The following is a 26,984-nucleotide window of genomic DNA, read 5'->3' as shown; positions in this document are numbered from 1 at the left end:
CCAACGTCGCCAGAAGGGTTACCAGAACGACGATGATCGAACGGCTTACGTGCAGTGATCCCCTATTGCCCCGCTCCTGCAAACGCCTCAATACAATACCCCCCAAACCACAATGAAATCATGCCCCAGAACAGATAGAACAGATCAACTCCGCTTTTGACTTATCCCCAATTAAGACAACTGCATATAGAGCACAACAAAGCGTCTTCAATTTTTCATTACGGCTCCAAATCGTACAGAAATAGAAGGCGCGATCTGGGATTCAGATAGGGTGTTTTGCGACTTTCCGAAATCTTGACCCCGACAGGCCCAGCAACCAGTTGGCGAGAAGCAATAAGTCGCCTTCTACGGAGGGCACGCAGCCGGCGCGAATGACGTAACTGCAGCGACACAGCAATAAGGAAAACAGGGCCCGCACTCATCTTCATGGAATTGGAAAGATGAGTGCGGGCCCTGTCTTATGCCGCGAGGATCAGTGCCGGCTTTCCTGCCTGTTCCTCAGACAGGCCACAAAGCCGACCAGACCCAACGCAATGAGCGACAGGATCCTGAGCACCGAAAGCGGCCAACCGCCGGTCAGAGGCAAAGCCGAATTGGAAGGACGGAACTCCAGCGCATGCGACACCGGGACCGACTGGTTCCCGCCCTGGAACCCGCCCTTGGGGTCAGCGCTCTCGGCATCGTCGGAGAGCACCTGAGCAGAGAACTCACCCTGGTTGATCCCCTCAGGAGGAACCGCCTGCCACAGGCCATGGTCCCCCACAACGACATCGGTGCTGCTATTGCCCTTGCCGGGCCAGGTTATATGCACCACGGTCCCCTTGGTCTCGGGAACCTTCGTATCCCCATCCACATACTTGTAGGCTTTGCCCGCCACCTGGAAGACGTCGTACCGCTCCAAGGTCAGCGTGGTCGGTGTGATGTCGACCTTCCGCTCGATGGAAGCCGGATCCGATCGGAGGTTCATCGGGTTGATCATCTCAACCTGGAAGGTATAGGTCTGCGTCTCGTCACTGCCGTTGTAGCCGGCGAACCTGCCGGCAGGTATGTTCAGCGTCCAGGACCAGGTGGAAGCCCCCGTCTTGGTCAGGCCCAGCGTGAGACCCGTCGCGGAATCCGTGACGGAAGACGTGGTGCCAACCGCCGCATCCCTCTGGAAGGTGTTGGCCGGAGTAGTCAGCAGGCTGGTCCAGTCCGAGGCAGTGTTCTGCTTCATAGAAATAGCCATCTTCGAATCAGTCATCCCCAGCTTCCCCGACGACCAGGCCGTATACACAGGCGACACCTCACCCTTGAACGTGACCACCGAGCCTGCCGGCAGGCTCCCGTTGACCGTATGGGGCACCGCCACCGAGAACTTGGCCGCATCCGGCACGTTCTCGCCCGAGACGAAATAAGCCGTGCCAACATTCGAGAAGTAGGAGGTCAGGCCGAACCCTGACGTGGACTCAACCACCCAGGCGTGATAGCGCCTGTAGCTGTTGTACTTATTGCCGGGATCCGGCGACGGATACTGCTTATTGGTGTCCTGTATCCACCAGGACCCTCCCTGCTTGCTGCCAGTGTCGGTCTCGCAAACAGCTTCCCCCAGCCTGAACCCCCACGTGTCCGAGCTTTTCACCAGGTCATCGCCATTTGTGCCCTGACCATCCGCAATCGGATTGGTGGGATCCTCTCCATACAGGACAACCGTATTAGGATGCTTGTCATCCTTGGAAGGCGTGCACTCACCGCTGATTACCGGGTCAAGCTTGGTCGTATACACGCTTCCAGAAGCATCCAGGCCGGCATCCGCATCATTCTCGATCTTCGTGATCGTCGGATCATCAGGACGCGGCACATTATACTTATAAAAAGCAGTATCAATCGTCCAACCCGCAGAGAGATTCGTATCCTTTTGCGCGGCGGACATGTTATCGTCAATCCCCACAAGACCAGCGCTCTTGGGGCTGTACACCTCAGGGCTGACGGCTGTACATTCCGTGCCATCAGAATTCCTGGTGTCAGGCCAGGTCACCAGCTTGAAATAGCCGTCAAGATCCTGCTTCTCCTTGGCCTCCTTGAAATCAATCCCGCCATCAGCCTTCTGAGCAGGCATAGGATTGCCATCCTTATCAGTCGCAAAAAGCACATTGGTGGTATTCGCATACTTTGGGTCGGTCGGATTAACGTTATAAGCGCCATTGGTATTGACCATGCCCTGCAGTCCGTAGGTGGTAGTCAAAGTGTTGGGACTCGGCTGCTGGCCTGTCACCAGGACCGGCTCAGGAGTCAGTTCCTTAACAGGCACCCACTGGCTGTCCTTAAGAGCCACCCACTGATAGTAATAGGAACTGGTCTCAGAACATATGCCATTGGTTTTGTTGCCTGGACCACGCAAGTTCATCCAATACACGAAGAAAGACCGTGCCGGGGCCGTGCCCGGGGCTGTGGCATTTATATTTCCAACCGTACCATCGCTATAAGCCGGAAAACCATAATCGGTCACCATACCCCAATTAGCCTGATGGTTTCGATAGAGATATGGGTTGCTGTCCCACCCAACCCAGGAATATGGGCCGCTGCATTGCAGGTCGTCTCCTCCGCTACCCAAGCAGTCACCCATATACACTTTCATCTGTTTATCCTTCGATAAACTCGCGGTGATATTTGAATATCTATCCTGCAAGTTGCTCATGGAGGCTGGATCGAAAGTTGAGCAGGTTTCGGTACCCCATGCCCACGAAGAACTACCGCAAGACAGGATGGTATTCTGATCACCAACGATAGCAAAGACATTCAAGGGCTCAGGGTGACCACCAGCCACGAACTTTGCGGGATCTTTAGACTTATCCGCAATGTTCATGTCGCCTTCGATGGATATGGTCAAGTAGTCGTATAAACCCGAATTGATTATCTTATGAACAGTAAAGCGCTGCAGATGATTATCAGCCCACGCTGTAGCTCCATCATATGCATACCCAGTTTTGTTATTTTCAAGATAATCATCTGGAGTTATAGTGTTTATATACTTTACACGATGATAATCTGCAGGGTTATCAGAACCAACATACTGATATACAAAAGATAAATTGCACTTTGACTTACCACCGGTGTCTGCCTTACCAAGGTCGACACAATCCGGCTTGAACTCGTTGTGTTTCACGCGCAGGATGAAGTCCATGCGCAGCTCATCCTGATAGGTATCGATCCTGTCGTTGAAGGCCATCATTCTATAGAGCAGAGGCTTCCTGCTCGCCGTCTCGTCCTGTCCATCAACGGCATTGGCCTGACTGGCCGACAGAGCACTCAGCCCAAGCGGAACAACCATGGCTAGTGTCGCCAGAAGGGTTACCAAAACGGCGATGATCGAACGGTTCACGTGCAGCGATCCCTTATTGTTCCGTTCTTGCAATCGCTTCAATACGAAACCCCCAAATCCCGATGGAATCATCTGCTAGAACAGATCAGCTCTGTTTTTAAGTTGTCCCCAATACCGCCGACTGTATCATAGAGATAAAAAAATCGCACCTTCGCGTTTCCTTGCATACTTCAAGTGTAACCGGTGCTCAGAGCATAATTGTCGACGCTTCACGACCATTCGCCGTACGGAATCTATAAGGATTTATCAGCCTTTAATGTGACCGTCGCCCAGCACCCAGCTGACGAGAATCGGCATGATGGACGCCAAGGCCTTGCCCCTGTGCGAAATGGCATTCTTTTCATCCGAGGTCATTTCCGCCGAGGTCAGCGGATGCCGGTCGCTAGCACGCCGAGGCTGATCACGGGGCACGAAGATCGGGTCGTAGCCGAACCCATTGTCCCCTCGTGCCTGGCGGATGATGCTTCCAGGCATCTCGCCGACCCTGGTCACTTGACGTCCCCGGACGGCGTACCCCGGCACATCCGGAACTACCAGGGCGGCAGCACAGACAAACCGCCCTCCTCTGTGGTCGTCGGGAATGTCGTTCAGCTGGTTCAGCAAGAGCTCCAAGTTGGCCTGGTCGTCGCCATGGCGGCCACTCCACCGTGCCGAAAGGATTCCCGGGGCAGCGCCCATCACATCAACGACCAGCCCCGAGTCGTCCGCCAGCGCGGGCAGACCTGACTCCCGAGCGGCCTGCCCAGCCTTGAGAAGTGCATTCTCCTGAAAAGTGGTGCCCGTCTCTACCGGATCGGGCAGGCCCAACTGGCCGGCCGAAACCAGCTCGATCCTCTGACCCTCATCGGCCAGGAAACCGCCGAGGATGCGACGAAGCTCACCTAGTTTGCCCTCGTTGTGCGTGGCCACAACCACCTTTCTGGCCTGCCCCATACCGGTCCTCCTCGCTGAAATACCTGTTCCGGACGTCAGTCGGATGCCAGAGCCTTGCGCTGAGCGGCCTGAAGCTCCTTGTTCCCCTTGGTTGCCAGGTCCAGCAAGATGCCAAGCTCCTGACGATTGAAGGGACGATGCTCCGCCGTTCCCTGTATCTCTATGAAATCGCCGGAGCCGGTCATGGACACGTTCATATCGGTCATGGCCCTGCTGTCCTCCAGATAGGGAAGGTCAAGCATGGGCTTGCCATCAATGATGCCCACCGAGACGGCCGAGACGCAATCCTTGGTCACCTTGTCGGCGCTACGGATGTGATGGTGGTCCTGGGCCCATCTGAGGGCATCGACCATGGCAACGTAAGCACCGGTGACCGAGGCTGTACGGGTGCCACCATCGGCCTGAAGCACATCGCAGTCAAGCTGAATCTGATTCTCACCCAGGGCCTTCATATCCACCACACCGCGCAGGCAACGGCCTATCAGCCGGCTGATCTCCTGGGTGCGGCCGCCGACCTTTCCCCGGACCGACTCGCGTGCAGTCCGGTCGCTGGTGGCCCTGGGAAGCATGGCGTACTCGGCAGTGACCCAACCCAATCCGGAGTCCTTGCGCCAACGGGGCAGCGTCGGTGTGAAGGAGGCCGTGCACATGACCCGGGTCTTGCCGCACTCGATCAGCACCGATCCCTCGGGGGCCTCCGTCCAATGCCTGGTGATGACGACCGGTCGCAACTCATCAGCCGCCCTGCCGTCAGGCCGCAGTACGGCACCCTCCTGGAGCATGTCCTTGATAGCAACCATCAGTGATGATCCTTTCCCGTTCCGCCCAGGCTCCCCTGGTCTGGTCCCATTATTCCGTCAGCCGTCTACCGATCAATGGTCAGTGGTGTCTTGGCCGGCAGAATGCGATCAATCAGGAAGATGACCAGCGACAGAGCAAAGAAGACGACCAGATACTCAGCCATGTTGACCGTCAACTGGGCCCATCCCAAGTGCCCGAGATCCAAGAAGGCATAGGGATAAGGGTTACCGCCCGCCTCCGGTCCCGAATGGGGCCAGATGGCGGCCCTGATCAGCACAAAGGCTACATAGAAGGGGAAGTAGATCAGCCAGGTCAGCACATTGTGCCAGTGGAAACGACGATGAGGGTCGAACAAGAGGAAGTCCACCGATGCCAGGATGGGGCTGATGACGTGAATCATCCATGTGGTCCTGATGCCCAGGACCAGCTGGTAGTCCGTGCTGTTCAGCCCCAGGACCAGGATGGCCACCAGTCCGGTGATGACGATGTAAAGCGTCAGACAGCCTTTGAGCCAGGCGGGAGGCTGGATGCCCTTGAGCAGGGTGGCGGCTCCGGCCCAGAGCATGACCAGACCCAGGGCGATATTGGTCTGGAAGGTAAAATAGACCCACTTGTTGCCGATTCCCAGCAGCCAGGCCTCGTAGGTGCCGCCCAGGCAGAAAAAGGCGATCAGCAATCGGTAGATGCCCACGACGAATCTCATGCGGACCAGCTTAGCCCGACCTTGGGAGGGCAGGGCGAGCCAAGTGCTCAGAGGATTAGACTGGGTGCCAACCAAGGGCCTTTCCACCCACAAAGGGGAAGATATGAACGCTGAAAACAATAGTAAGGACACCGGAACCTCCACGGCTCTGATGACCGATATGTATGAATACACCATGCTGGATGCCGCCCTGCAGGACGGCACGGCCGGACGCCAATCCGTCTTCGAGGTCTACACCCGGCACCTGCCGGCAGGGCGCCGCTACGGAGTTGTAGCAGGCACCGGACGGATTCTGGACGCGCTGGCGGATTTCCACCCCAGCGAGGACGAGCTGCGCTTTCTGTCCGACCGTCACATCGTCAGCCAGACCACCATCGACTGGCTGGAGCACTTCCGCTTCACCGGAACCATCCGCGGCTACCGGGAGGGCGAGATATTCTTCCCCGACTCCCCCATTCTGCAGGTCGAAGGCAGTTTCGGCGAGTGCACACTGCTGGAGACCCTGATCCTGTCCATACTCAACTACGACTCGGCTGTGGCCTCGGCCGCCTCCCGAATGGTCACCGCAGCCAAGGGCCGGCCCTGCATGGACATGGGCGCGCGCCGAGCCAACGAATATGCGGCCGTGGCAGCGGCCAGAGCGGCCATAGTCGGCGGATTCCAGGGGACCTCGAACCTGCTGGCGGCCAAGCGATACGGCTTCAAGGCCATCGGAACCGCAGCCCACTCCTTCACCCTCCTGCATGACAATGAACGCGAGGCTTTCCAAGGTCAGATCCAGGCACTGGGCAAGGGGACCACCCTGCTGACCGACACCTACTCCATCGAGGAGGCCGTCAGGACAGCAGTCGAGGTGGCTGGACCGGAGCTGGGCGGGGTTCGCATCGACTCCGGAGACCTGGGCTCGCTGGCACAGCAGGTCCGCGCCCAGCTGGACTCCCTGGGAGCCACCAAGGCCACCATCACCGTCACCAATGATCTGGACGAGTACGCCATCGCCTCCCTGCAGGATGCCCCGGTGGACTCCTATGGGGTGGGCACCATGCTGGTCACCGGTTCGGGAGCCCCCACCTGCGCCATGGTCTACAAGCTGACCGAGCGCGAGAACTCCGACGGGGTCATGCAGGCTGTGGCCAAGAAGTCGGTGGGCAAGGCCTCGGTGCCGGGACGCAAGTTGGCCTACCGCTCCTACCACAACGGGGTGGCTGATGCCGAGCACGTCGTCTCTGGAGCCGAACAGGCTCTGGCAGCCTATACGCCTGAGGAGAGCTGGCGGGATCTGCTGGTCACCTATGTGGACCATGGCCAGAGCATGCCGGAGTTCCAGGGCGGGCAGGCGGTCCTGGATGCCCGGGAGCACCGGGCCAAGGCCCTGGAGGAGATGCCCATCAACGCACTCAGCCTGATGAAGGGCGAACCGGTCCTGCCCACCTTAGTGAGGAGCATCTGATGAACGCGCAATCCGAAACCTACCAGCCCGACCCGAGCCGGTACGATGCCACAACCTACCGGCCCTGCGGCGACAGCGGCCTGAAACTGCCACCCATCTGCCTGGGCTGCTGGCACAACTTCGGCGACACCGCGCCCCTGGATCGTATGCAGGAGCTATGCACGACGGCCTTCGACCACGGCATCACCCACTTTGACCTGGCCGACAACTACGGCCCTGAACCGGGCGCCGCCGAGCGCAACATGGGGATCATCCTGCGGCGGTGCTTCAGCCACCACCGCCAGGAGCTGGTCATCTCCACCAAGGCCGGCTATGAAATGTGGCCTGGCCCATACGGAGACTTCGGCTCACGCAAGCATCTGCTGTCCGGACTGGACCAGAGCCTGAAACGGCTGGGACTTGACTATGTGGACATCTTCTACCACCACCGCCCCGACCCGGACACGCCTCTTGAAGAGACCATGGGCGCTCTGGCCCAGGCGGTCACCAGCGGCAAGGCCCTCTACCTGGGACTGTCCAACTACGACGGGCCAACCATGGCACGGGCCTCGGCCATCCTGACCGAGATGCACGTCCCCTTCGTCATCAACCAGAACCGCTACTCCATCTTCGACAGAACCATCGAGGACAACGGGCTCAAAGAGGCCGTGACGAAAGAGAAGAAGGGACTGATCACCTTCAGCCCGCTGGCCCAGGGGCTGCTGACCGATCGCTACCTGCACGGGATTCCCGAGGACAGTCGGATTCGTGCCGACGGTCGCTTCCTCAAGGAGTCCGCCCTGACCCCACAGCGGCTGAAGCAGATCCAGGCTCTGAACGAGATGGCCCACCAACGCGGCCAGAGTCTGGCAGAGATGGCACTGGCCTGGCTGCTAAGGGACCCGACTGTCACCTCGGTGCTCATCGGCGCCTCCAAGCCCGAGCAGATCCTGGACAATCTCAAAGCCGTCCAGTCGGCCGATTTCAGCCAGGAAGAACTGGAGATGATCGACCGGATCGCCTTGGACAAGCAGTCCTGAAGCAGCCTGGACCGTTCAGTAGCGCTCAGTGGCTGCCACCGGTCATCTGTTCGTAGATGCGCTTGCAGTCCGGGCAGACCGGATACTGGGAGGGGTCATGCTTGGGCACCCAGACCTTGCCGCAGAGGGCCACGACCGGTCGGCCGGTCAGCTTGGACTCGGCGATGCGCTCACGGGAGACGTAATGGGCGAACCGGTCGGCATCGCCCTGATCGTTCAACCGGGTCTTCTCGGCGGTCTCAGTGTCCGGGCGGTCCAGCACGGCCGTGCCAGTGCCCTGGTCGGGGTTCTGCTCCCGCTCCGGATCCTCCATGCGAATGCTCTTGCTTGCAGTCATGACACCATGGTACGGCGGCAAGCTGCACGTTCGCTCCCTATGACGCGCTACGCTGAGAATCATGACTATCGCTGTATGCCCTGGCTCATACGATCCGGTCACCTCCGGCCACATGGATGTGATCGAACGTTGCGCCTGCTTCTTCGAGACGGTCCACGTGGTTGTGGCCGTCAACGCCGCCAAGACCCCCATGTTCAGCGAACAGAAGCGGGTGGCCATGATCCGCCAAGCCCTGGACGAGGACGGATACCCGAACATCACCGTAGCCTCCACAGATGGCCTGATCACCGACTACTGCAGTAAGGTGGGCGCCTCGGTCATCGTCAAGGGGCTGCGGCAGAACGGGGATTATGAGGCCGAGCTGGGCATGGCCCTGGTCAATCGCAAGCTGTCCGGGGTGGAAACACTCTTCCTGCCAGCCGATCCGGTGAGGGAGCACATCTCCAGCACCATCGTCAAGGACGTGGCCAGACACGGAGGGGACATCACCGGCATGGTCCCCAACAGCGTCGTGGACACACTGATGGGCACACTGCACAGGGACACACCGCACACGGAAAAGAGCCAATGATGAACGAGCAGACCCAGGAAAGGGACGATGGCGAGCCTATCGACGACTCGACAAGAACGAGCGCTCCCAAGCCCGCAGTCGACATGAAGGACCTGCCCGACCTGCAGGAGGATAGAAGCGAGAGCGGGAATCCTCGATCGGAATTCACCACCGTCTATGACATCATCGACCGGATCCAGGCCATGCTGGATGAGGCCAAGGCCCCCATTTTCAGCCCCGGACTGGTCAAGGTGGACCGAGACGAGCTGGCCGACGACCTCAACGAGCTCAAGAAAATGCTGCCAGTGCAACTGGAGCGGGCCTCGGCGCTCATGAGGGAGGCGGAGCGTCGGCTGAACACGGCGCAGACCCAGGCCAACGCCACCATATCCGATGCCCAGAGTCGGGCCGCAGATATCGTCAAGGAGGCCGGCGAGCAGGCACGCTTCCTGGCCGGCCAGGAGAATGTAGTGGCCATAGCCCGACAGAAGGCCCAGACCATCATCGACACAGCCCAGTCCCAGGCGGACCGTCTCGTCCAAGGGGCCGATGGATATGCCGCCCAGGTCATGGGCGAACTTGACACCCAGCTGGGCAAGATGAGTCAGGATGTCCGCGCCGGCCTGGAGGTTCTCCACCAGCGTGAGCAGGAGGCGGCGCGTAGCATGAACGCGTCAGTCTCAGACCAGGGAAAGGACACACAGGGATGAGCAGACCGGAAGATTCCCCCTGGGGGGTTTCAGTGGCCCAGGTGTCGACGCGGGCAGGGCAGAGCACCCGGGTGGACCGTGATTTTCCAGCCCCGGAGGGCATCGGCGACCAGGTGGTGGGCATCCCGGCAGGAACATCCGTGCATGTGGAGGGCGACATCGACTCCCTAGTGGATGGACTCTTATTGCAGGCCCACATCAGCGTACCCCTGAAAACCGAATGCACCCGCTGCCTGAGGCCCGTCAATACCATCATCCAGGACGATCCGGTGGCCTTCTTCCCCTACAAGGATCCCGAACCGGAGCCGACCCATGGCAAGGAGGAGATCCTGGCGGAACAGGAGGAGGGCAGCGGCCAGACTTATCCTCTGGTCAGCGGCGGCGCCTTCATGGATCTGGAGGCCCTGCTGCGTGACACACTTGTTGAGGCCCTCCCCCTGCAGCCCCTGTGCCGACCCGACTGCCGGGGCCTATGCCCCCAGTGCGGCATGGATCTGAACGACCATCCCGATCACCACCACGAGATAATGGACGACCGGTGGGCGGCCCTGGAGGGACTCAAGCAGCGTCTGGAGCAGGAGGAGAACCCCGGCAACGACGGCCAGACTGGCGAATGACCGGAGGTTGCGGTAAACTGCTCTACGCTTAAGCTCGAAGTATTCGATCGAAACAGAGGACAATATGGCACTGCCAAAGTACAAGACCTCGCGCGCCAACACCCATTCCCGGCGCGCCAACTGGAAGACCCAGGCCGCCGCTACGGTTACCTGCCCCAACTGCGGAGCTCCCGCGCTGCCGCATATGGCATGCCCCAGCTGCGGCATGTACCGCGGGCGAGTCTACCGCGACGCCATTCGCTCGCAGTTCAGCAAGTGAGCCGATCGGCGATCAGTACACAATGAAAGAACCCCGGCCATCGACGGGTGGCAGGGGTTTTTCCATATCATCAGATGAAAAGGCCAAGGAAGCGAGAATGGCCATGCAGGCAGGGCACTCCAGGAAGGATCAGGAAGACCATATGCAGCAGGAGGAACAGGAGCAGGTAGATCCCGGCAACCAGGCGGCTGAGGAGCTCTTCCAGGCCCTGGGCGGCAGAATCAGCCCGGGGCTGTTGGTACACGCACTGACCCATCGCTCCTTCGCCCATGAGCACCCAGGCATGCCCAACAACGAACGGCTGGAGTTCCTGGGCGATGCGGTTCTGGAGCTGGTGGCCACCGAGACCCTATACAAGGTTCATCCGGACATGACCGAGGGCCAGCTGGCCAAAATGCGGGCCAAGGCGGTCTCCGAGGAGGCCCTGTCGACCATCGCCCGGGAGAAGCTGCACCTGGGGCAATATATTCTTCTGGGCCGGGGAGAGAGCGAGAACGGCGGAGCCGACAAGGACTCCATACTCTGCGACACCGTCGAATCACTGATCGGGTCGGTCTTCGTGGAGCACGGCATCGAGGGGGCCAGGACCACAGTCCACACCCTTCTTGACGACACCCTGGCCGAGGTGGCCACCGAGGGACCAGCACTGGATTGGAAGACCTCGATTACCGTCAAGGCCCACAAGTTGGGTTTGGGTGAGCCCCGGTACACCATGGCGGTCTCCGGGCCGGAATACGCCCAGGTCTTCACAGCCGAGCTGCGATTGGAAGACGGCGGGACCGTGATCGGCAAGGGCCGGGCCAGCAGCAAGCGGAAGGCCCAGCTGGCTGCGGCCGCCCAGGGGTGGAAGCGGCTGGACGACCAGGATCTGCTTAAGACCCTTCGCACCGAGCAATCATCATGAGTCTCCAGCCGGAATTCCGGCATACGGTACTGCCGCCACACCCCGACCAGACCCCTGTTTAGACTATGGGCATAACCCGGAGGCACGCCGTCACGAGCAGCAAAGGTGCCTCCTCCTGATCGGGATTCGTCCGCCCACCCCGCTGACGCTCCGACAGGTTCGTATTTCGACATGCACGGCCGCAGGTCGGCGCGCAGTCTGGAGGTCGAGAGGAAACATGAGTCTGCCGACACCTCTGCAAGCGTTCAGCTCGGTACCCAAGAACTGGGACCATGACGACAAGGATGTCCCCGCCCAGGGCGAGCCCATGACGGGAGCCCAAGCGCTGATTCGGTCCCTGGAGGATCTGGGGGTCACCCAGGTATTCGGCGTTCCAGGAGGGGCCATTCTGCCTACCTACGATGCCATTGACGAAAAGGCGCGCTTTAACTTCACCTTGGTCCGCCACGAACAGGCCGCCGGACACGCCGCCGAGGGCTACGCCGTCTCCACAGGCAAGGTGGGAGTCTGCCTGGTGACTTCTGGACCCGGAGCCACCAATATGGTCACCCCCATAGCCGACGCCATGATGGACTCGGTTCCCCTGGTGGTGGTGACCGGCCAGGTGGGCGTGGACTCCATCGGCACCGACGCCTTCCAGGAGGCTGACATCGTGGGCATCACCTACCCGGTGGCCAAGCACTCCTATCTGGTGACCAAGGCCCAGGACATCCCCCGGGTCATGACCGAGGCCTACCACATCGCCCGCTCGGGAAGGCCCGGCCCGGTAGTAGTGGATCTGAGCAAGACGGCTCAGAATGGCAAAATGCTCTACTCCTGGCCCCAGGAGATGATCCTGCCCGGCTATAACCCGGTGACGCGGGCCCATGGGCACGTCCTGGACGATGCCGCCCGACTCCTGGTCCAGTCACACAGACCTGTCCTCTATGTGGGTGGCGGCGCAGTCCGGTCAGACGCCCGTCGGCAGGTCCAGGAGCTCGTTCGAGCTACGGGTGCCCCCATGGTCACCACCCTGCCTGCGCGAGGCATCGTGCCCGACTCCGACCCAGCAGTTCTGGGAATGCCCGGAATGCACGGCACGGTGGCCGCCAATGGGGCTATCCAGCACTCTGATCTGCTGGTGGCTGTGGGCACACGCTTCGACGACCGGGTGACCGGTAGCCTGGAGGACTTCGCCCCGGTGGCCAGGGTCATTCATATAGACATAGACCCGGCCGAGATCGGCAAGAACCGGCAGGCGGATGTACCCATCGTCGGGGATGTGGGCCAGGTACTGGACGACCTGATCCCGGCGCTCAAGGCGGCTCAACGCACCTGGGGCAAGCCCGATCTCAAGCCCTGGTGGCGGCTTATCGACGGATGGCGGCACGACTACCCCACCACCTTTGAGCCCAGCCCGGACGGTACCCTGGCCCCCCAGTGGGTGGTTCAGACTCTGAGCAACAAGGCCGATCCGAATACCATCTGGGTATCGGGCGTAGGCCAGCACCAGATGTGGGCCAGCCAGTTCATCGACTTCGAACGCACCCGCTCCTGGGTCTCCTCCTGCGGATTGGGGACCATGGGCTATGGTCTGCCCGCCGCCATCGGCACGGCAATCGGCACCAGGGAACAGGAAGATCCACGGCCCGTCTGGCTGATCGACGGGGATGGCTCCTTCCAGATGACCTCCGAGGAGCTGGCCACGGCCGGGCAGGCGGGGCTGCCCATTCGCATCGCCATACTCAACAACTCGGTCTACGGCATGGTCCGTCAGTGGCAGACCCTCTTCTACGGCAGCCACTACTCCCAGACCAACCTGGAGGACGGCGGCGCAAAGCCCACAGACGGCAACGGCATCCCCGACTTCGTCAAGCTCGCCGAGGCCTATGGCTGCCTGGGACTGCGGGCCTTTACCCAGGAGCAAGCCCTGGAGGCCATCGATAAGGCCAACGCAGTGACTGATCGACCGGTTCTGATCGACTTCCGCGTCTGGAAGGATGCCATGGTATGGCCCATGGTCCCGGCAGGCGCCTCCAATGACACCATCATCTATAAGCCTGGCGTGCAACCTCTGGCCGGCATCCGTCCGGAGCAGGAGCAGACCGAGCCGCATGAGCAGACCGGAGCCGATCGAGCAGCCATGGCCAGCGACGCCGCCGGTCGTATAAACAAGTAGGAAAGGGGCACCACATGGCCAATTATCCAGCATCCAAGCCCGGTTCCGAACGGCACACCCTTTCCGTCCTGGTTGAAAACCGCCCCGGCGTCCTGGCCAGGGTGGCCGGCCTGTTCGCCCGGCGCGCTTTCAACATCAACTCACTGTCAGTCTCGTCCACTGAACGGGACGACATCTCCCGGATCACGGTCACAGCAGACGTGGAGGCCGTCCCCCTGGAGCAGATCATCAAGCAGCTCAACAAGCTCCTGCATGTGCTCAAGATCGTCGAGCTCAAAGGCGATGAGGCCGTGGAACGCGAACTGGTCATGATCAAGGTCAAAGCCAACGAGCGCAACCGTTCCGACGTGTTGGAGATTGTCAAGCTCTTCCGCGTACGAGTGGTCGACGTCCACCCCGAGTCCCTGACCATCGAGGCCACCGGGGCCGAGGGCAAATTGGAAGCCCTTTTGCGGCTGCTGCGACCCTTCGGCATCATCGAGCTGGTCCGTTCGGGCGCTGTAGCCGTAACCCGGGGACCCCGGGCCCTGAGCGAGAAGGTGCTGGGCTCCCAGATCACCGGCCGCTGATTGGTCCTGTAATCCTGGAAGGTGGTGCGCGTGACTGACGATGAAACGGCGGGAATGAGCCGGGCCGGCCGGGCCGAATGGGAGCGGATGGTATCCGGTCAGGTCTACCAGGACACCCATCCCGACATCGATCGCCAAAGGGAACGGGCGGAAAACCTCTTTCTGGCATACAACAGGACCGGCCCCGGGCAGAAGCAGGAACGCCGACGGATTCTGGAAGACCTGCTCGGCCAGGTGGGGCAGGATGTCGTCATCAACCCGGACTTCAGATGCGAGGTCGGCTGCAACATACGGATCGGCAGCCAGACTCTGATCAATTACGGAGCCGTCATGCTGGACAACGCTCCGATCACCATAGGCAGGAACGTGTGGATAGGTCCCGGCGCGGGGCTCTTTTGCACAAACCATGCCTTGGACTATGAGGAACGGAAGGCTGGCGCCTGCCAGGCCCGACCCATCGAAATCTGCCAGGGTGTCTGGCTGGGAGGTCACGTGGTCGTCCTAGGCGGCGTGCGGATTGGCCGTGGAGCCGTCATCGGGGCAGGGTCTGTCGTCACCCATGACATACCGGATCAGGTAGTTGCAGTCGGCAACCCATGCACTGTTCTACGGCCTATCACCGATGCGGACAAAACCGGTTACCTGGACAGAATTCATCAGCGTGACCAGGAGAACGTCCAGGACCAATAACTCCTCCCCCCCCCCTGAAAAGCCCACAGCTCATTCCATCCAAGGCTGGCGGTAGATTGGGGAATCATGCCCATCTATGATCTCGGTCTGGAACACGTCGCTCTGTCATTTGCCACCAAAACCGTCTTTACGGATGTGACTCAGGGCATCTTCGAGGGTGATCGGATCGGCATCGTGGGCCGAAACGGCGACGGCAAGTCCACCCTGCTGCACCTGCTGAAAGGCACCCAGGAACCCGATCAAGGCCGGGTGACCATGCGCAATGGACTCACCTTTGGCATGCTGGACCAACGTGATCCCCTGAAGGACGAGGACACGGTCCGCAAGGCGGCCTTGGAGAATCGACAAGACTACGAGTGGGCTGCCGACCCCAGATCCCGCGAGATCGTCGAGTCCCTCCTGGGCGGCATGGAACTGGAGGCCAAGGTGGGCACCCTGTCAGGCGGTCAGCGCCGCAGGGTGGATCTGGCCCGGCTGCTGCTCCGAGATTGGGACATCCTGGCCCTGGATGAGCCGACCAACCATCTGGACCTGCTCACCATCCACTGGCTGGCCGAGCACCTGAAGAACCGCTGGGCCAAGAATTCCGGAGCCCTCCTGCTGGTCACCCACGACCGCTGGTTCCTGGACGAGGTCTGCACCTCCATGTGGGAGGTGCATGACGGAACCATCGACCCCTTCGAAGGCGGCTACAGCGCCTACATGCTCCAGCGGGTCGAGCGCGAGCGCCAGGCGGATCTGGCCGAGACCAAGCGCCGGAACCTGGCCCGCAAGGAACTGGCCTGGCTGACCCGAGGCGCCCGGGCCCGCTCGACCAAGCAGAAGTTCCATGTCAAGGCCGCGCAGGAGCTGATCGCCGACGTGCCACCCATGCGCAACAGCCTGGAACTCAAGCGAATGGCCACCTCCCGCTTGGGTAAACAGGTGGTGGACCTGGTCGACGTGACCAAGATCTATCCAGGGGCCGACTCCGATGTCGATGGGAACGAGAACGACCGGGTCCCCTCCCCTCATGCCGAACGCCCTCTGATGGGATCAGTGACCGTGGCCGCTGATCCCGACAAGGCAGGTGAGGACGGCAAGGACCGTCCGGGCACTGCGGCAGCCGGCACCCTCACCATCAGCGGGCACAAGGTCCTGGACGACGTGACCTGGCTGATCGGCCCCGGCGACCGATTCGGCATCGTAGGCGCCAACGGAGCGGGCAAGTCCACTCTGCTGGGTCTGATCGACGGCAGTGTGGCTCCCACGGCAGGACACGTCAAGGTCGGCAAGACGGTCCGCTTTGCGGTGCTGACCCAGCGGCTGGATGAACTGGAGAAACTGGGCCGCTATAGAATCAAGGAGGTCCTCAGCCGTTACAAGCCCACCTATCTGGTGGAGGGCAAGGAGGTGTCCCCGAGCCAATTGATGGAGCGCCTGGGCTTTGAAAGCTCCCAGCTGATGACCAGGATCAGCGACCTGTCTGGCGGACAGAAGCGCCGCATGCAGCTCTTGCTTATCCTGCTGGACGAGCCGAACGTGTTGATCATGGACGAGCCAGGCAACGACCTGGATACTGACATGCTGGCCGTCATGGAGGACATGCTGGACTCATGGCCCGGCACACTGATCGTGGTCTCCCACGATCGCTACCTGTTGGAGAGGGTGACCGACCAGCAGTTCGCGCTGATCAACGGCAAGGTGGTTCATCTGCCCGGCGGTGTCCAGGACTACCTGGATATGGTCGAGTCTGCCGACCGGGAGGCTGCGGATGCACCAGCCGGGACATCAGCCAAGGAGGCTGGGGATCCCAATCAGGCCAAGGCCGAACGAGTTGCCAGACGGAATCTGAGCAAGCAGGCCTCCGCCATCGAACGCAAGCTGGCCAAGCTGTCCGATCAGCGCAAGGAACTTGAACGGCAGATGGCTGAGCACGACCCCGGCGACTATCAGGGTCTCAACGAGCTAAACAGCAAGCTCAAGGATCTGACCGGGCAGTCGGACCAGCTGGAGGAGGAGTGGCTGACCATCGGGGAGGAGCTGGAGTAGTCTCAGGCGGCAGCCAGCTGAGCGACCTGGGTCGAGCACCGGGCTGCAAAGGCGGAGAAGATTGCGTCGGCCAGAGGTTGCATCTGCGGCATCCCTTTGATAAATTCGTCGCGCATTTTAGCGATTTTGGACTTCTTCATCGTGCCAACCATGCTGGGCACCTGCATCCACTCCTCGAAGATGGGCGCCGTCACCTCTAGGTGGAACTGCAGACCCAGGGCTGACCCAAGCCGAAAAGCCTGAACCTTGGTTGCCTGGGAGCGGGCCAGTAGCTTGGCCCCCGGCGGCAGGGTGACCTGGTCGGCATGCCAGTGCAGCACATCCGTGTTCTTGCTCCACATGGCCACGTCGTCGTCCTGCCCCACCCAGCGGATGGGCCCCATGCCATATTCGGGATCCTGGTCCTTCATCAGGGTGCCTCCCAGGGCCTGCGCCAGAATCTGATGACCCAGGCAGATCCCCAGAATGGGCTTGTTGGCAGCCATCGCCGCCTTGGCCAGCTTGGTCTCCGCCTTGAGTCCGGGGTGATGCTCATAATCGTCAGCCGACATGGGCCCGCCCATGATGACCAGCCCCGCCAATTCACGTGAGCGCGGCAACTCGGGCTTCTTCTCATCCACGATATTGATGATCTCGGTGTCCAGCCCGCACTCCTGAAGATTGTCGAGAATGCGACCCGGCTTTTCCCAATCCACATGCTGAAGCACCAGCACCCTAGGTTTCGCCATGATTCCATTCTTGCACACATGCCGTCGGACCGGGTCTGCGGGCTCGGCATTTCCCCTTGGACGGTCAGTAAGCCTTGGTAGGCTCAAGGATATGGATACGAGTTCGCAACCGCATGATTCCAAGGCTTCAGTCAGCCTGGCCGCAGCTGGTCTACGTCTGTATGACACTGCTGATCACCAGGTGACCCCCTTCAGCCCCATTGAACCGGGCAAGGTCGGCATCTACGTGTGCGGAGCCACGGTACAAAGCTCGCCCCACATTGGCCATATCAGGACTACCTTGGCCTTCGACGTGATCCGACGCTGGCTGCTCAGGCTGGGATACCAGGTGACCCTGATCCGGAACGTGACCGACATCGACGACAAGATCCTGGCCAAGGCGGCGGCCAACGGCCAGCGCTGGTGGGAGCGGGCCTACATCTACGAGCGCGAATTCACCCATGCATACGAGACCATGGGAGTCCTGCCACCTACTTACGAGCCCAGGGCCACCGGGCACATCCCCGAGATGATCGACCTGATCCAGCGCATCATCGACCACGGCCACGCCTATGTGGTGCCCGACGAGCAGGGCCGACCATCAGGCAACGTCTACTTCGACGTGGCCTCCTGGCCTGAGTATGGTGCCCTGACCCACCAGCAGACCGGTACCCAGCCCGCCGACGAACAGGCCGCCGCCAACGACCGGCTGGGACCCAGCATCGACACCGATGGGCAGAATACCGATGCCGAGGAGGAGCCAGGCAAGCGTGACCCCCGTGACTTCGCACTTTGGAAGGCACCCAAGCCCACCGATCCGCCCACGGCCCGCTGGCAAACCCCCTTCGGCACAGGTCGGCCAGGCTGGCATCTGGAATGCTCGGCCATGAGCCACCGCTATCTGGGTGCGGATTTCGACATCCACGGAGGCGGCCTTGATCTCCGATTCCCCCATCACGAGAACGAGATGGCCCAGTCGCACGCGGCTGGCTGGGGATTCGCCCATCGATGGATGCACACGGCCTGGGTGACCCAGAAGGGCGAGAAGATGAGCAAGTCCCTGGGCAACGGGCTGTCCGTGGACCAGGTGCTGTCCCAGCACCCAGCCTGGGTGGTGCGCTACGCTCTGGTCTCGGTGCAGTACCGGTCCATGTTGGAATGGTCAGACCAATCCTTGCAGGAGGCCGAAGGCGCCTACGAGCGCATCAGCAACTTTGTGGACCGGGCCGGTCGGATCCTGGGAGCACAGCCCGAGCGTGACCGCGTGACTGGACTGGACGCGGACGATCTGCCGGAAGACTTTGTGCAGGCCATGAATGACGACATCAACGTCTCTGGCGGCCTGGCTGCCCTCTATGCGCTGATTCGTCAAGCCAACGCGACCATGGATTCGGACCCGGCTGCCCTGGATCGCAAGTGGCTGGCTAATGCCCTGCTCCAGGTCAGAGCCATGCTGGATGTCTTCGGACTTGATCCACTTGATCCCCACTGGCCAGGAGCCGCAGCCGTCAGTGACAATCGGGCCATGAACACCTTGGATGCCTTGGTAGGCCAGCAGTTGCGGGAACGCGATCAGGCGCGTAAAGATCATGACTTCGCCCGGGCCGATGCCATCCGGGACCAGCTGACGGCGGCCGGCGTGACCGTGGCTGACACACCCGCTGGCAGCACCTGGGACCTGAGCCGCTAACCCATGTCCGACATACGCGACGTTGCCAGGAAGGCCGGTGTTTCGGTCAGCACAGTCTCTTATGCCTTCTCCGGCAAGCGTCCCGTCTCTCCGGGAACCTACCAGCGGATCATGCAGGCCGCCGATGAACTGGACTACGCCCCGGATGCCGGCGCCCGGATGCTGCGGGCCAAGCGCAATCAGATCGTCGCTCTGAGCGCCCCGCTCCGACCCGGTCAGAACCGGGCCTCCTACGCGGACTACTTCATCGAGATGGCCAGCTGCGAGCATGCCCGTGGCTATGACTCCCTATTGTTGACTGCCGAGAATGGCGCTGAAGACATCCGGCGGGTCACCCGCAGCAATCTGGCCGACGGCGTGGTTCTGATGGATCTGGTGGACGATGACATCCGCGCCACCCAGGCCGCCTCGTATGGACGCCCCTGCGTGGCACTGGGGTTGCCTCGGCAGCACACAGCATGTGCCTGTGTGGATCTTGACTTCGACCTGATGGGTCGTATGGCGCTGGAAGCCATGGCGAGAGCGGGACGCAAACGCCTGCTCTTTCTGGAGGATCTGGAGGGCGAGTACCGGCGCGGTTCCGGCTTCCGCCTCATCCTGCTACGCAGTCTCAAGACCTGGGCCAGCCGTCTGGGCATAGATCTGCAACTTGAACCGGGACCTACCGGCAGCGACCTGGCATACACCCAGCAGGTGCTGAACATCATCCATCACGGCCGCATTGATGGCCTGATCGGCCAGATCCGCCCCTCCCTGCTGGACACCGTGGTGGTCCGCATGCGCTCAGACGGTATAAGCATTCCCGATGACGTGGCTGTTCTGTCCTGCGCCGCAGGCAAGACCAGCCCCACTCTTGAGCTTCAAGGCATCTCTGAGATGCCACTTACCCCCCGCTCGCTATGTGCCAAGGCTGCGGATCTGCTGACCCAGGCTGTGGAGGAGGGGGCTTCCCTGGCTGGACGAGTCCTACTGGAGCGCCCCACGCTGATTGATCGAGCCTCCATCAGCCGGCAGTAGCAGGATGCCGCCTGAGCCAATCACCGGGGCCGACGTTCCCGCTCCCCTGTCTCCAGCACGTTTCGCGGGAAGGGCTGATGGGGCTCCTGCTGGTACCAGTAAGCCACACTGGCCAAGTCATCCTGACGTTCGAAGTAGCCCTGTTCGTCAACGCCTATCTGCTGCAAGGTCACCTTGATATCGCTGCTGAAAATAATCGGGTCGGGGATGTGCCAACGGTAGAACCCCCTGGTCACCGGGGTGTCGGCATCCCAGTACTGGGATTCGCGGTTGTCCAACTGCCTGGAGTGGAAGGGAAATCCCATGTAGGCCCCGCTGTAGGTGACCTCGCGCATCCTGCCATCCGGGTCCTGCCCGGCAAAGCTCCAGGCACCGCCGAAGTAGTCCTCGCTTCCCGTGGAGCACCAGGTTGGATAGTCCTTGTCTCCGTCCAGGTAGACCTTGACCTCACCTTCCCCCCACCAGCGGCTCTCCAGAGCGGTCAGAGCCAGATAGGTGCCCACGTATGAGCCCCGGCCATGCACCCCATCCAGGATCACATAGTCCTGGCCAAGTTCGGTGACCCGCTGACGGCGCCACTGGGCATGGAAGGTCATGACCTCCTCGGGCAGCTCGTCCTTCTCCACATAGTCGATCTGGTAGAAGAAGGCCTCAATGGGTTCGTTGTGCCGGTTGCGCAGGACAATCCGGGCCCCGTCATGGAAGGGCATGGGCCAATAGCAGTTGAAGCCCCGGCGCGGGTAGACGGCCACAGGCACGGACTCCACCCTGCAGGCCTGGGCGTGACCGCAGCAGAAGAAGTCGCCCAAGGGCACGCAAACCGAGGGTGTCTGCTCGCCATCCCAGTAGCATTCCAGGATCAGATTGCGCAGGACGTTGGGCCCGGTGGGCGAGGTGGCATCGGTCACGGTCATCCAGATATGACGGATCTCGCCCGCGCCGGACAGATCGGCCAGGACCACGTCCTGCCCTGGAGGAATGTTCTTGAGACAGGGGGTCCCTTTTCTGGATGGACCGAGATTGCTGGCCGTCATGGCCGCTCTGCCCTTGCCACCTCGGGGGTTCTCGGCGTTGATGCAGCGGGTGCGGTCTGTGGATGGGCGGGTCAGCGCCTCAAGACCGTTGGTGATGTTCGGCATGGTCATACCCATGGTTGTGGTTGCCTTTCATATTCGGGCCGCCCGCTCCCCTCCTCTGCCTTCTTGCAGCGGGCGGCCATGTTCAGTGTACTTGTGCAGCGGCGGTTACTTGACAGCGCCCGCCACTATTCCCTGCGAGAGCTTCCTCTGGAAGAAGATGAAGAAGATGATGGTGGGAATGATGCTGAGCAGGGAGGCGGAGGCCAGATCGGTGGCAGCCATGGTGTGCTGCCCCTGCATGGTGGCCAAGGCCAGTGGAATGGTCTGCGTCTTCTCGCTCATCAGGAAGGCCATGGGGATCATGTACTCATTCCAGGTCCAGATGAAGAAGAAGACGAAGAGGACGCTAATGGTCGACCAGGACACAGGCAGTACGATCTTGCGCAGAATCTGCCAGCGCGAGGCCCCGTCGACGGTGGCCGCCTCAAGGATGGCCTGGGGGAAGGTCCCGTAGACCGAGGAAAGCAGGTAGGTGCCGTAGGCGCTCTGGATGATGGTGAAGATGATGATGATGGACCACTGGGAGTTATAGAAGCCCATCCACTTGAACATGACGTAGAGCGGGTAAAGCAGGGCCTCCTGGGGAACCATGTTGGCCAGCATGATGAACAGGAGGATGACCGTGTTACCCTTGACCCTGCCGATGCCCAGGGCGAAGGAGTTAAGGACCGAAAGCAGGACCCCGACCACGGCAACCACCAGGGAAATCAGCAGGGAGTTGCCCAGTTTGAGCGGGAAATTGCTCTTGTTCCAGAAGGAGATGATGCCGTCCATGCTGAAGTGGGCGGGCACGGACAGGGGGCCCGTGGCGTTGTAGTCAGCCGTGGTCTTGAAGGCATTCAGGACCAGGATCAGCAGTGGGAAGAGCATGACCAGGGCTCCGGCGACCAACAGAATCAGACCGGCCCAGTTCCCCCAGGTGCGGATTCTACGGGCGTGCCGGGAGGACACCCGGGCGTCGGCTTGCAGTGTAGCTTGATTATTCATGATGTGCTTCCTAGCCTTCCTCAGGCGATGCTCTTTTGCACGCGCTTCTGCACGATGGTGAAGACGATGGAGAAGATGACGATGACCACGGTCAGGGATGTCGAGATTGCGGCGCCGTAGCCCACCTGCTGCACCTGGAAGAACTGGTTGTAGGAGTAGTAGGAGGGGACCATGGTGGAGGTGCCGGGCCCGCCCTTGGTCAGCAGATAGACCGGAGCGAAGGTCTTCAGGGCGCCGATGGTGGAGGTAAGGATGACCACCAGCAGCTCGGGAATGATGGAGGGCAGGGTAATGACGCGGAACTTCTGCCACCAGTTGGCCCCGTCCAGGCTGGCCGCCTCGTAGAGCTCGGGATCCACCCGCTGCAGTCCGGACATGAAGATGACGATGGGATAGCCCAGCTGGATCCAGATCAGGATAACCATGAGGATGGGCAGGGCTGTGGTGGTCGAACCCAGCCAGTTATGGGCCAGGCCACCCAGGCCGATCTTGGTCAGCAGGTCGTTGACCGCTCCGTCTTCAGGCCGGAAGATCCAGCCCATGATGATGGTGGCCACGGCCACAGGCAGGACCTGGGGCAGGTAATAGAGGGCCCGCAGGGTCGAAGAGGTGTGGGGGCCGAACTTCTTCTGGATCACATCGGTCAGGGCCGAGGAGATCAGCAGACCCAGAACCGTGGGAATGATGACGATGGCCACGATGATCCAGAGGGTGTGCCCGAAGGAGACCCAGAAGGTCGAGTCGCCCATGAGTCGTCGCCAGTTGCGCAGACCCACCCATTTGGTCGGCCCCACCCCCCTCCAACGGGTGAAGCTCAGGTAGATGTTCCAGAAGATGGGCACGATGACGATGGCCACGATGCCTATCAGACCGGGGATCAGATAAGGGACGAACCGCGAGGGCGCACTGCCCGGTATGCGGGACTGCGCCTTCTTCCTGCTATGTGTGTCAGACATGCTTCTACTCTCCTTGGCGGATTGACGCAACTCAGTCGTCATCCAGATCGAGCTGGGCGACGCCGTCGTCGTAGTTCTTATGCAGGGTGTCCAGAACCTGGTCGGGGCTCTTGGTGCCGTTGACCAGCTCTTGGAAGGCGGCCGGCATGGCGTCGGTCAGGTTGGGCGCAGGGTAGTCGGGGTAGTAGCTCATCCGGCTTGCGTCCGAGGCTTTGGTGTATTCGTTGACCAGGTCACGGCTCTTGGGGTCGGTGATGGCGTCCGTATCAGCCGCCACTGGCACGCCGCCCTTGTTGCCGATGTAGTTCTGAACCTCCTTGGACAGGACCACGTTGATATAACGGGCTGCGGCATCCTTGCGCCGGGACTTCTGCGGAATGACCAGCAGGTTGCCCGCACAACCCTCGACCATCCTGGCCCCTGGGAAGATGGATGCCGTCCAGTCGAAGGCCTTGACCTGCTCCATGAAGCGGGTCTGATTCCAGGTACCGGTCTGGTAGATGGGATAGGTCCCCTTGATGAAGGCCGTGGTCGTGTCTTCGGCCTTCATGCCGGTGGCGTTCTTGGAAATGTATCCCTTGTCGATCCAGTCGCGGATGGTGTTGGTGGCGAAGGTCAGCGGCTTGCTGCGCCAGTTGACTGGATGCTTGTAGAGCTGCCAGTCATCGACGAATCGGGCATCGGCCTTGGTCATGGCCAGCTGCCACCAGAGCCACAGCACCCCGTATTCCTGGGCATCGGCCGCTATGGGCGTGACCCCATGACTCTTGAAGGCCTTGAGGGCTGCCACGAACTGGTCAAAGGTTTGCGGGATGGGGATCTTGTACTTGGCGAAGAGGTCCTTGTTGTAGTAGACGCGCTGCATCTCCGCGTAGGAGGAAACCCCGTACCAGGTATCCCCGTCCATGACGCCGCGTTTGTCGTACTTGCCCACTGCTGCTGCCTGGCCGCGCACCTTCTTGTCCCAGCCGTACTTCTGCACATAGGGCTTCAGGTCGGTCAGCAGCTGCAGGGTGGACAGGACCCCAGCCGAGCCGTTGCCGCGATTGGACTCCATGACGTCCGGAGCGTCGTCCGAGTTGAGGAACTGGCTGCCATTCTGGGCGATCTGCGTGAAAGACTTGACCTCGAAGTCCACCTTGATGCCCGTCTGCCGGGTAAAGATATCGGCAGCCTTCAGCCAGCCCCGGGCCTGTCCGCTGCTGGGCTCTTCGTAGTACCAGATCTTGATGCTGGACGGATGGGCTTCCTGGGGAGCATCGCCCCCCGATCCGCAGGCCGCCAGCGGCAGGATCGACATGGCCAAGGCCAAGGCCGCTCCGATCCCTCTTCTGATCTTCATGATGGCTCCTAACTTCCTTGCATCCTTGCATCCATCTACCGCGATTCAACGTGTCGAAAGGTTTCGACTTCGGGCGGATTGCAGGGCACTGACCATCTCCGTCGATGCACCCGAGATGTCGAATCGTTTCGATTTAGTATAGAAGCTTGTCATGGGTCATGTCAAGAGAACACAATATAAGGCTCATGTCTTCTCTTATCAAGCCTCACAAACTCTCTCACTCCCCGAGCAATAATCCCCACGCCCATGTTCAGTCATTATTGCCGAACTACTCACACCAAAAGCAGTACAGCCGTTTGCCCAGCAGTATCGAATTTTCCGCAACTGCCTACGGTTGGTCGGCTCAGGGCACAGGCCTTGCTGAAACCAGAGCCAATCTCCCGGCTGACAGGTAGACTTGGGACATTATGGCAGCATTTTCATCTTTGACCGATCGGCTCTCCCAGGCCTTCACCCATCTGCGTTCCAAGGGGAAACTGACCGAGGCCGACATCGACGGCACAATCCGTGAGATCCGGCGCGCCCTTCTGGATGCTGATGTCTCCCTGGACGTGGTGCGCTCCTTCACCGGACGCATCCGGGAACGCGCCCTGGGCGAGGAGGTCTCCAAGGCTCTGAACCCGGCCCAACAGGTGGTCTCCATAGTCTACGACGAACTGACCAGCATCCTGGGCGCAGGAGTGGATCGACCACTCAATTTCGCCAAGAACCCGCCCACAGTCATCATGCTGGCCGGGCTGCAGGGTGCAGGCAAGACCACGCTGGCCGGCAAGCTGGGCTACTGGCTCAAGGATGCCGGCCATACCCCCCTGCTTGTGGCTGCCGACCTCCAGCGGCCCAACGCGGTCACCCAGCTCCAGGTAGTCGGTGAACGCGCCGAAGTGCCGGTATACGCACCCGAGCCAGGCGTGCAGACCAGCGGATCCGAGCTGGCGGCCCCAGGACAGGTCACGGGCGATCCGGTCAAGGTGGCAGCCGATTCGATCAAGGTGGCCAAGGACAAGCTCTACGACGTGGTCATCATTGATACGGCCGGACGGCTGGGTGTGGATCAGGAGCTGATGGAACAGGCCCGCAATATCCGCGACGCCGTCCATCCGGACGAGATCCTCTTCGTCATCGATGCCATGATCGGTCAGGACGCGGTCGCCACAGCCAAGGCCTTCGACCAGGGCGTGGACTTCACCGGCGTGGTCCTGTCCAAGCTAGACGGCGACGCCCGCGGCGGCGCGGCCCTGTCGGTGGCTTCAGTGACAGGCAAGCCCATTCTCTTCGACTCCAACGGCGAGGGCCTCAAGGACTTCGAGGTCTTCCACCCTGACCGGATGGCCTCCCGCATTCTGGACATGGGCGACATCCTGACCCTGATCGAGCAGGCCCAACGCCAGTTCGACGAGGAGGAGGCCCGCAAGGCCGCCGGGAAGATGTCCGAGGGCAGCTTCGGCCTGGACGACTTTCTGGAGCAGCTCCAGCAGGTTCGCAAGCTGGGCTCCTTCAAGAGCATCCTGGGTATGATCCCAGGCATGGCCCAGCATCGCAAGGAGCTTGAGCAGTTCGATGAAAAGGAGGTGGACCGGACCCAGGCCATCATCCAGTCGATGACTCCCCAGGAACGACGCGACCCCAGCATCATCGACGGCTCACGACGGGCCCGGATCGCCTATGGCGCCGGCACTACGGTCTCTGCAGTCAACGGCCTGCTACAGCGGTTCGAGCAGGCTGCCAAGATGATGAAGCGGATGACCAATGGCAGCCGCTCGATCCCCGGCATGGGCGGCATGGGCGCTGGCAGCGGCAAGAAGGGCAAAAAGGGCAAGAAAGGCCGCAAGGGTTCCCGCTCAGGCAATCCCATGAAGCGGGAGGCCGAAGAGAGGGCTTTACGCGAGCGCCTCTCCGGCAAGGGCAAATCCTCCGGCGGCTCGGCCTTCGCCAAGCGCCCCGAGACTCCGCAGATGCCCGAGGGCCTGCCGGACCTGCCCCCCAACCTGGGCGGCGGACTGGGCGGTCTCTTCGGCGGCCGATAACCCCCTCCCTCCTGCAGGAGACAATGGCAC

The 26,984-nt window shown here is 61.2% G+C and carries 24 protein-coding genes; 14 read left to right on the top strand and 10 right to left on the bottom strand.

Annotated features, from left to right (window positions below; genetic code table 11):
- Positions 1-472: 472 nt before the first annotated feature.
- The 4 genes from H3T88_RS04225 to H3T88_RS04210 all read right to left on the bottom strand — a co-directional run bounded on the left by H3T88_RS04225 (position 473) and on the right by H3T88_RS04210 (position 5,798).
- The gene (locus H3T88_RS04225; RefSeq protein ID WP_198203668.1) at positions 473-3,433 is read right to left on the bottom strand and encodes a hypothetical protein; all 2,961 of its coding nucleotides are present in this window, start codon (positions 3,431-3,433) and stop codon (positions 473-475) included.
- 174 nt (positions 3,434-3,607) lie between these two features.
- Positions 3,608-4,294 (bottom strand): RdgB/HAM1 family non-canonical purine NTP pyrophosphatase, encoded by a 687-nt coding sequence (gene rdgB / locus H3T88_RS04220; RefSeq protein WP_015021387.1) that lies wholly within the window; start codon positions 4,292-4,294, stop codon positions 3,608-3,610.
- Between the two features lie 35 nt (positions 4,295-4,329).
- Positions 4,330-5,094 carry a ribonuclease PH gene (rph, locus tag H3T88_RS04215; protein ID WP_015021386.1) on the bottom strand — a complete coding sequence of 255 codons (765 nt, stop codon included), beginning with the start codon at positions 5,092-5,094 and terminating at the stop codon, positions 4,330-4,332.
- Between the two features lie 65 nt (positions 5,095-5,159).
- Positions 5,160-5,798, bottom strand: coding sequence for a Pr6Pr family membrane protein (locus H3T88_RS04210; RefSeq protein WP_033511228.1), 639 nt, complete (start codon positions 5,796-5,798; stop codon positions 5,160-5,162).
- A gap of 103 nt (positions 5,799-5,901) precedes the next feature.
- On the opposite strand from H3T88_RS04210, the gene H3T88_RS04205 reads away from it, so the two are divergent.
- Positions 5,902-7,248 (top strand): nicotinate phosphoribosyltransferase, encoded by a 1,347-nt coding sequence (locus tag H3T88_RS04205; RefSeq protein ID WP_198203667.1) that lies wholly within the window; start codon positions 5,902-5,904, stop codon positions 7,246-7,248.
- A complete protein-coding gene (locus H3T88_RS04200; RefSeq protein WP_198203666.1) occupies positions 7,248-8,267 on the top strand; it encodes an aldo/keto reductase in 1,020 nt (339 codons plus the stop codon). The genes H3T88_RS04205 and H3T88_RS04200 overlap by 1 nt, the downstream gene beginning before the upstream one ends.
- A 25-nt stretch (positions 8,268-8,292) precedes the next feature.
- On the opposite strand, the gene H3T88_RS04195 is transcribed toward H3T88_RS04200, so the two are convergent.
- On the bottom strand, positions 8,293-8,604 hold the full coding sequence (locus H3T88_RS04195; protein WP_024627652.1) for a DUF3039 domain-containing protein: 312 nt from the start codon (positions 8,602-8,604) through the stop codon (positions 8,293-8,295).
- A 61-nt stretch (positions 8,605-8,665) separates the two neighbouring features.
- Here H3T88_RS04195 and coaD point away from each other — a divergent pair, with 61 nt between their 5' ends.
- The 9 genes from coaD to H3T88_RS04150 all read left to right on the top strand — a co-directional run bounded on the left by coaD (position 8,666) and on the right by H3T88_RS04150 (position 17,092).
- A complete protein-coding gene (coaD, locus tag H3T88_RS04190; protein ID WP_198203665.1) occupies positions 8,666-9,175 on the top strand; it encodes a pantetheine-phosphate adenylyltransferase in 510 nt (169 codons plus the stop codon).
- Positions 9,172-9,864 (top strand): cell division protein, encoded by a 693-nt coding sequence (locus H3T88_RS04185; protein ID WP_198203664.1) that lies wholly within the window; start codon positions 9,172-9,174, stop codon positions 9,862-9,864. The genes coaD and H3T88_RS04185 overlap by 4 nt, the downstream gene beginning before the upstream one ends.
- Entirely contained in the window at positions 9,861-10,481 is a 621-nt protein-coding gene (locus H3T88_RS04180) for a YceD family protein (RefSeq protein ID WP_198203663.1), read from the top strand. The genes H3T88_RS04185 and H3T88_RS04180 overlap by 4 nt, the downstream gene beginning before the upstream one ends.
- Before the next feature lie 64 nt (positions 10,482-10,545).
- Complete coding sequence (gene rpmF, locus H3T88_RS04175) at positions 10,546-10,740, top strand: 50S ribosomal protein L32 (protein WP_015021378.1); 195 nt, start codon at positions 10,546-10,548, stop codon at positions 10,738-10,740.
- Positions 10,741-10,882: 142 nt separating this feature from the next.
- Positions 10,883-11,644: a ribonuclease III gene (rnc, locus tag H3T88_RS04170; protein ID WP_198203912.1), complete on the top strand. Its 762-nt coding sequence runs from the start codon at positions 10,883-10,885 to the stop codon at positions 11,642-11,644.
- 217 nt (positions 11,645-11,861) lie between these two features.
- A complete protein-coding gene (locus H3T88_RS04165; RefSeq protein WP_110416839.1) occupies positions 11,862-13,802 on the top strand; it encodes an acetolactate synthase large subunit in 1,941 nt (646 codons plus the stop codon).
- A 14-nt stretch (positions 13,803-13,816) separates the two neighbouring features.
- Positions 13,817-14,371 carry an acetolactate synthase small subunit gene (gene ilvN / locus H3T88_RS04160; protein ID WP_015021375.1) on the top strand — a complete coding sequence of 185 codons (555 nt, stop codon included), beginning with the start codon at positions 13,817-13,819 and terminating at the stop codon, positions 14,369-14,371.
- Positions 14,372-14,401: 30 nt separating this feature from the next.
- Entirely contained in the window at positions 14,402-15,061 is a 660-nt protein-coding gene (locus tag H3T88_RS04155; RefSeq protein ID WP_198203662.1) for a sugar O-acetyltransferase, read from the top strand.
- 66 nt (positions 15,062-15,127) lie between these two features.
- The gene (locus H3T88_RS04150; RefSeq protein WP_198203661.1) at positions 15,128-17,092 is read left to right on the top strand and encodes an ABC-F family ATP-binding cassette domain-containing protein; all 1,965 of its coding nucleotides are present in this window, start codon (positions 15,128-15,130) and stop codon (positions 17,090-17,092) included.
- A 2-nt stretch (positions 17,093-17,094) separates the two neighbouring features.
- Here the strand turns inward: H3T88_RS04150 and H3T88_RS04145 are convergent, their stop codons facing one another.
- On the bottom strand, positions 17,095-17,820 hold the full coding sequence (locus tag H3T88_RS04145) for a type 1 glutamine amidotransferase (protein ID WP_198203660.1): 726 nt from the start codon (positions 17,818-17,820) through the stop codon (positions 17,095-17,097).
- Between the two features lie 91 nt (positions 17,821-17,911).
- Here H3T88_RS04145 and cysS point away from each other — a divergent pair, with 91 nt between their 5' ends.
- Together cysS and H3T88_RS04135 are read left to right on the top strand one after the other, a co-directional pair.
- Positions 17,912-19,489 carry a cysteine--tRNA ligase gene (gene cysS / locus H3T88_RS04140; RefSeq protein ID WP_198203659.1) on the top strand — a complete coding sequence of 526 codons (1,578 nt, stop codon included), beginning with the start codon at positions 17,912-17,914 and terminating at the stop codon, positions 19,487-19,489.
- Between the two features lie 3 nt (positions 19,490-19,492).
- Complete coding sequence (locus H3T88_RS04135) at positions 19,493-20,506, top strand: LacI family DNA-binding transcriptional regulator (protein ID WP_198203658.1); 1,014 nt, start codon at positions 19,493-19,495, stop codon at positions 20,504-20,506.
- A 20-nt stretch (positions 20,507-20,526) separates the two neighbouring features.
- Here the strand turns inward: H3T88_RS04135 and H3T88_RS04130 are convergent, their stop codons facing one another.
- The 4 genes from H3T88_RS04130 to H3T88_RS04115 form a co-directional block, all read right to left on the bottom strand.
- A complete protein-coding gene (locus tag H3T88_RS04130; protein ID WP_232347169.1) occupies positions 20,527-21,651 on the bottom strand; it encodes a glycoside hydrolase family 172 protein in 1,125 nt (374 codons plus the stop codon).
- A 99-nt stretch (positions 21,652-21,750) separates the two neighbouring features.
- Positions 21,751-22,632, bottom strand: coding sequence for a carbohydrate ABC transporter permease (locus H3T88_RS04125; protein WP_198203656.1), 882 nt, complete (start codon positions 22,630-22,632; stop codon positions 21,751-21,753).
- 20 nt (positions 22,633-22,652) lie between these two features.
- Positions 22,653-23,588, bottom strand: a complete 936-nt coding sequence (locus tag H3T88_RS04120; RefSeq protein ID WP_024627639.1) for a carbohydrate ABC transporter permease — start codon at positions 23,586-23,588, stop codon at positions 22,653-22,655.
- Between the two features lie 31 nt (positions 23,589-23,619).
- Positions 23,620-24,930, bottom strand: a complete 1,311-nt coding sequence (locus H3T88_RS04115) for an ABC transporter substrate-binding protein (RefSeq protein WP_198203655.1) — start codon at positions 24,928-24,930, stop codon at positions 23,620-23,622.
- Between the two features lie 407 nt (positions 24,931-25,337).
- Here H3T88_RS04115 and ffh point away from each other — a divergent pair, with 407 nt between their 5' ends.
- The gene (ffh, locus tag H3T88_RS04110; RefSeq protein WP_198203654.1) at positions 25,338-26,954 is read left to right on the top strand and encodes a signal recognition particle protein; all 1,617 of its coding nucleotides are present in this window, start codon (positions 25,338-25,340) and stop codon (positions 26,952-26,954) included.
- Positions 26,955-26,984 lie beyond the last annotated feature (30 nt).

Source organism: Bifidobacterium sp. W8110 (genome assembly GCF_016101375.1).
GTDB classification, from domain to species: domain Bacteria; phylum Actinomycetota; class Actinomycetes; order Actinomycetales; family Bifidobacteriaceae; genus Bombiscardovia; species Bombiscardovia asteroides.
This window is presented reverse-complemented; position numbering and strand designations above follow the sequence as displayed.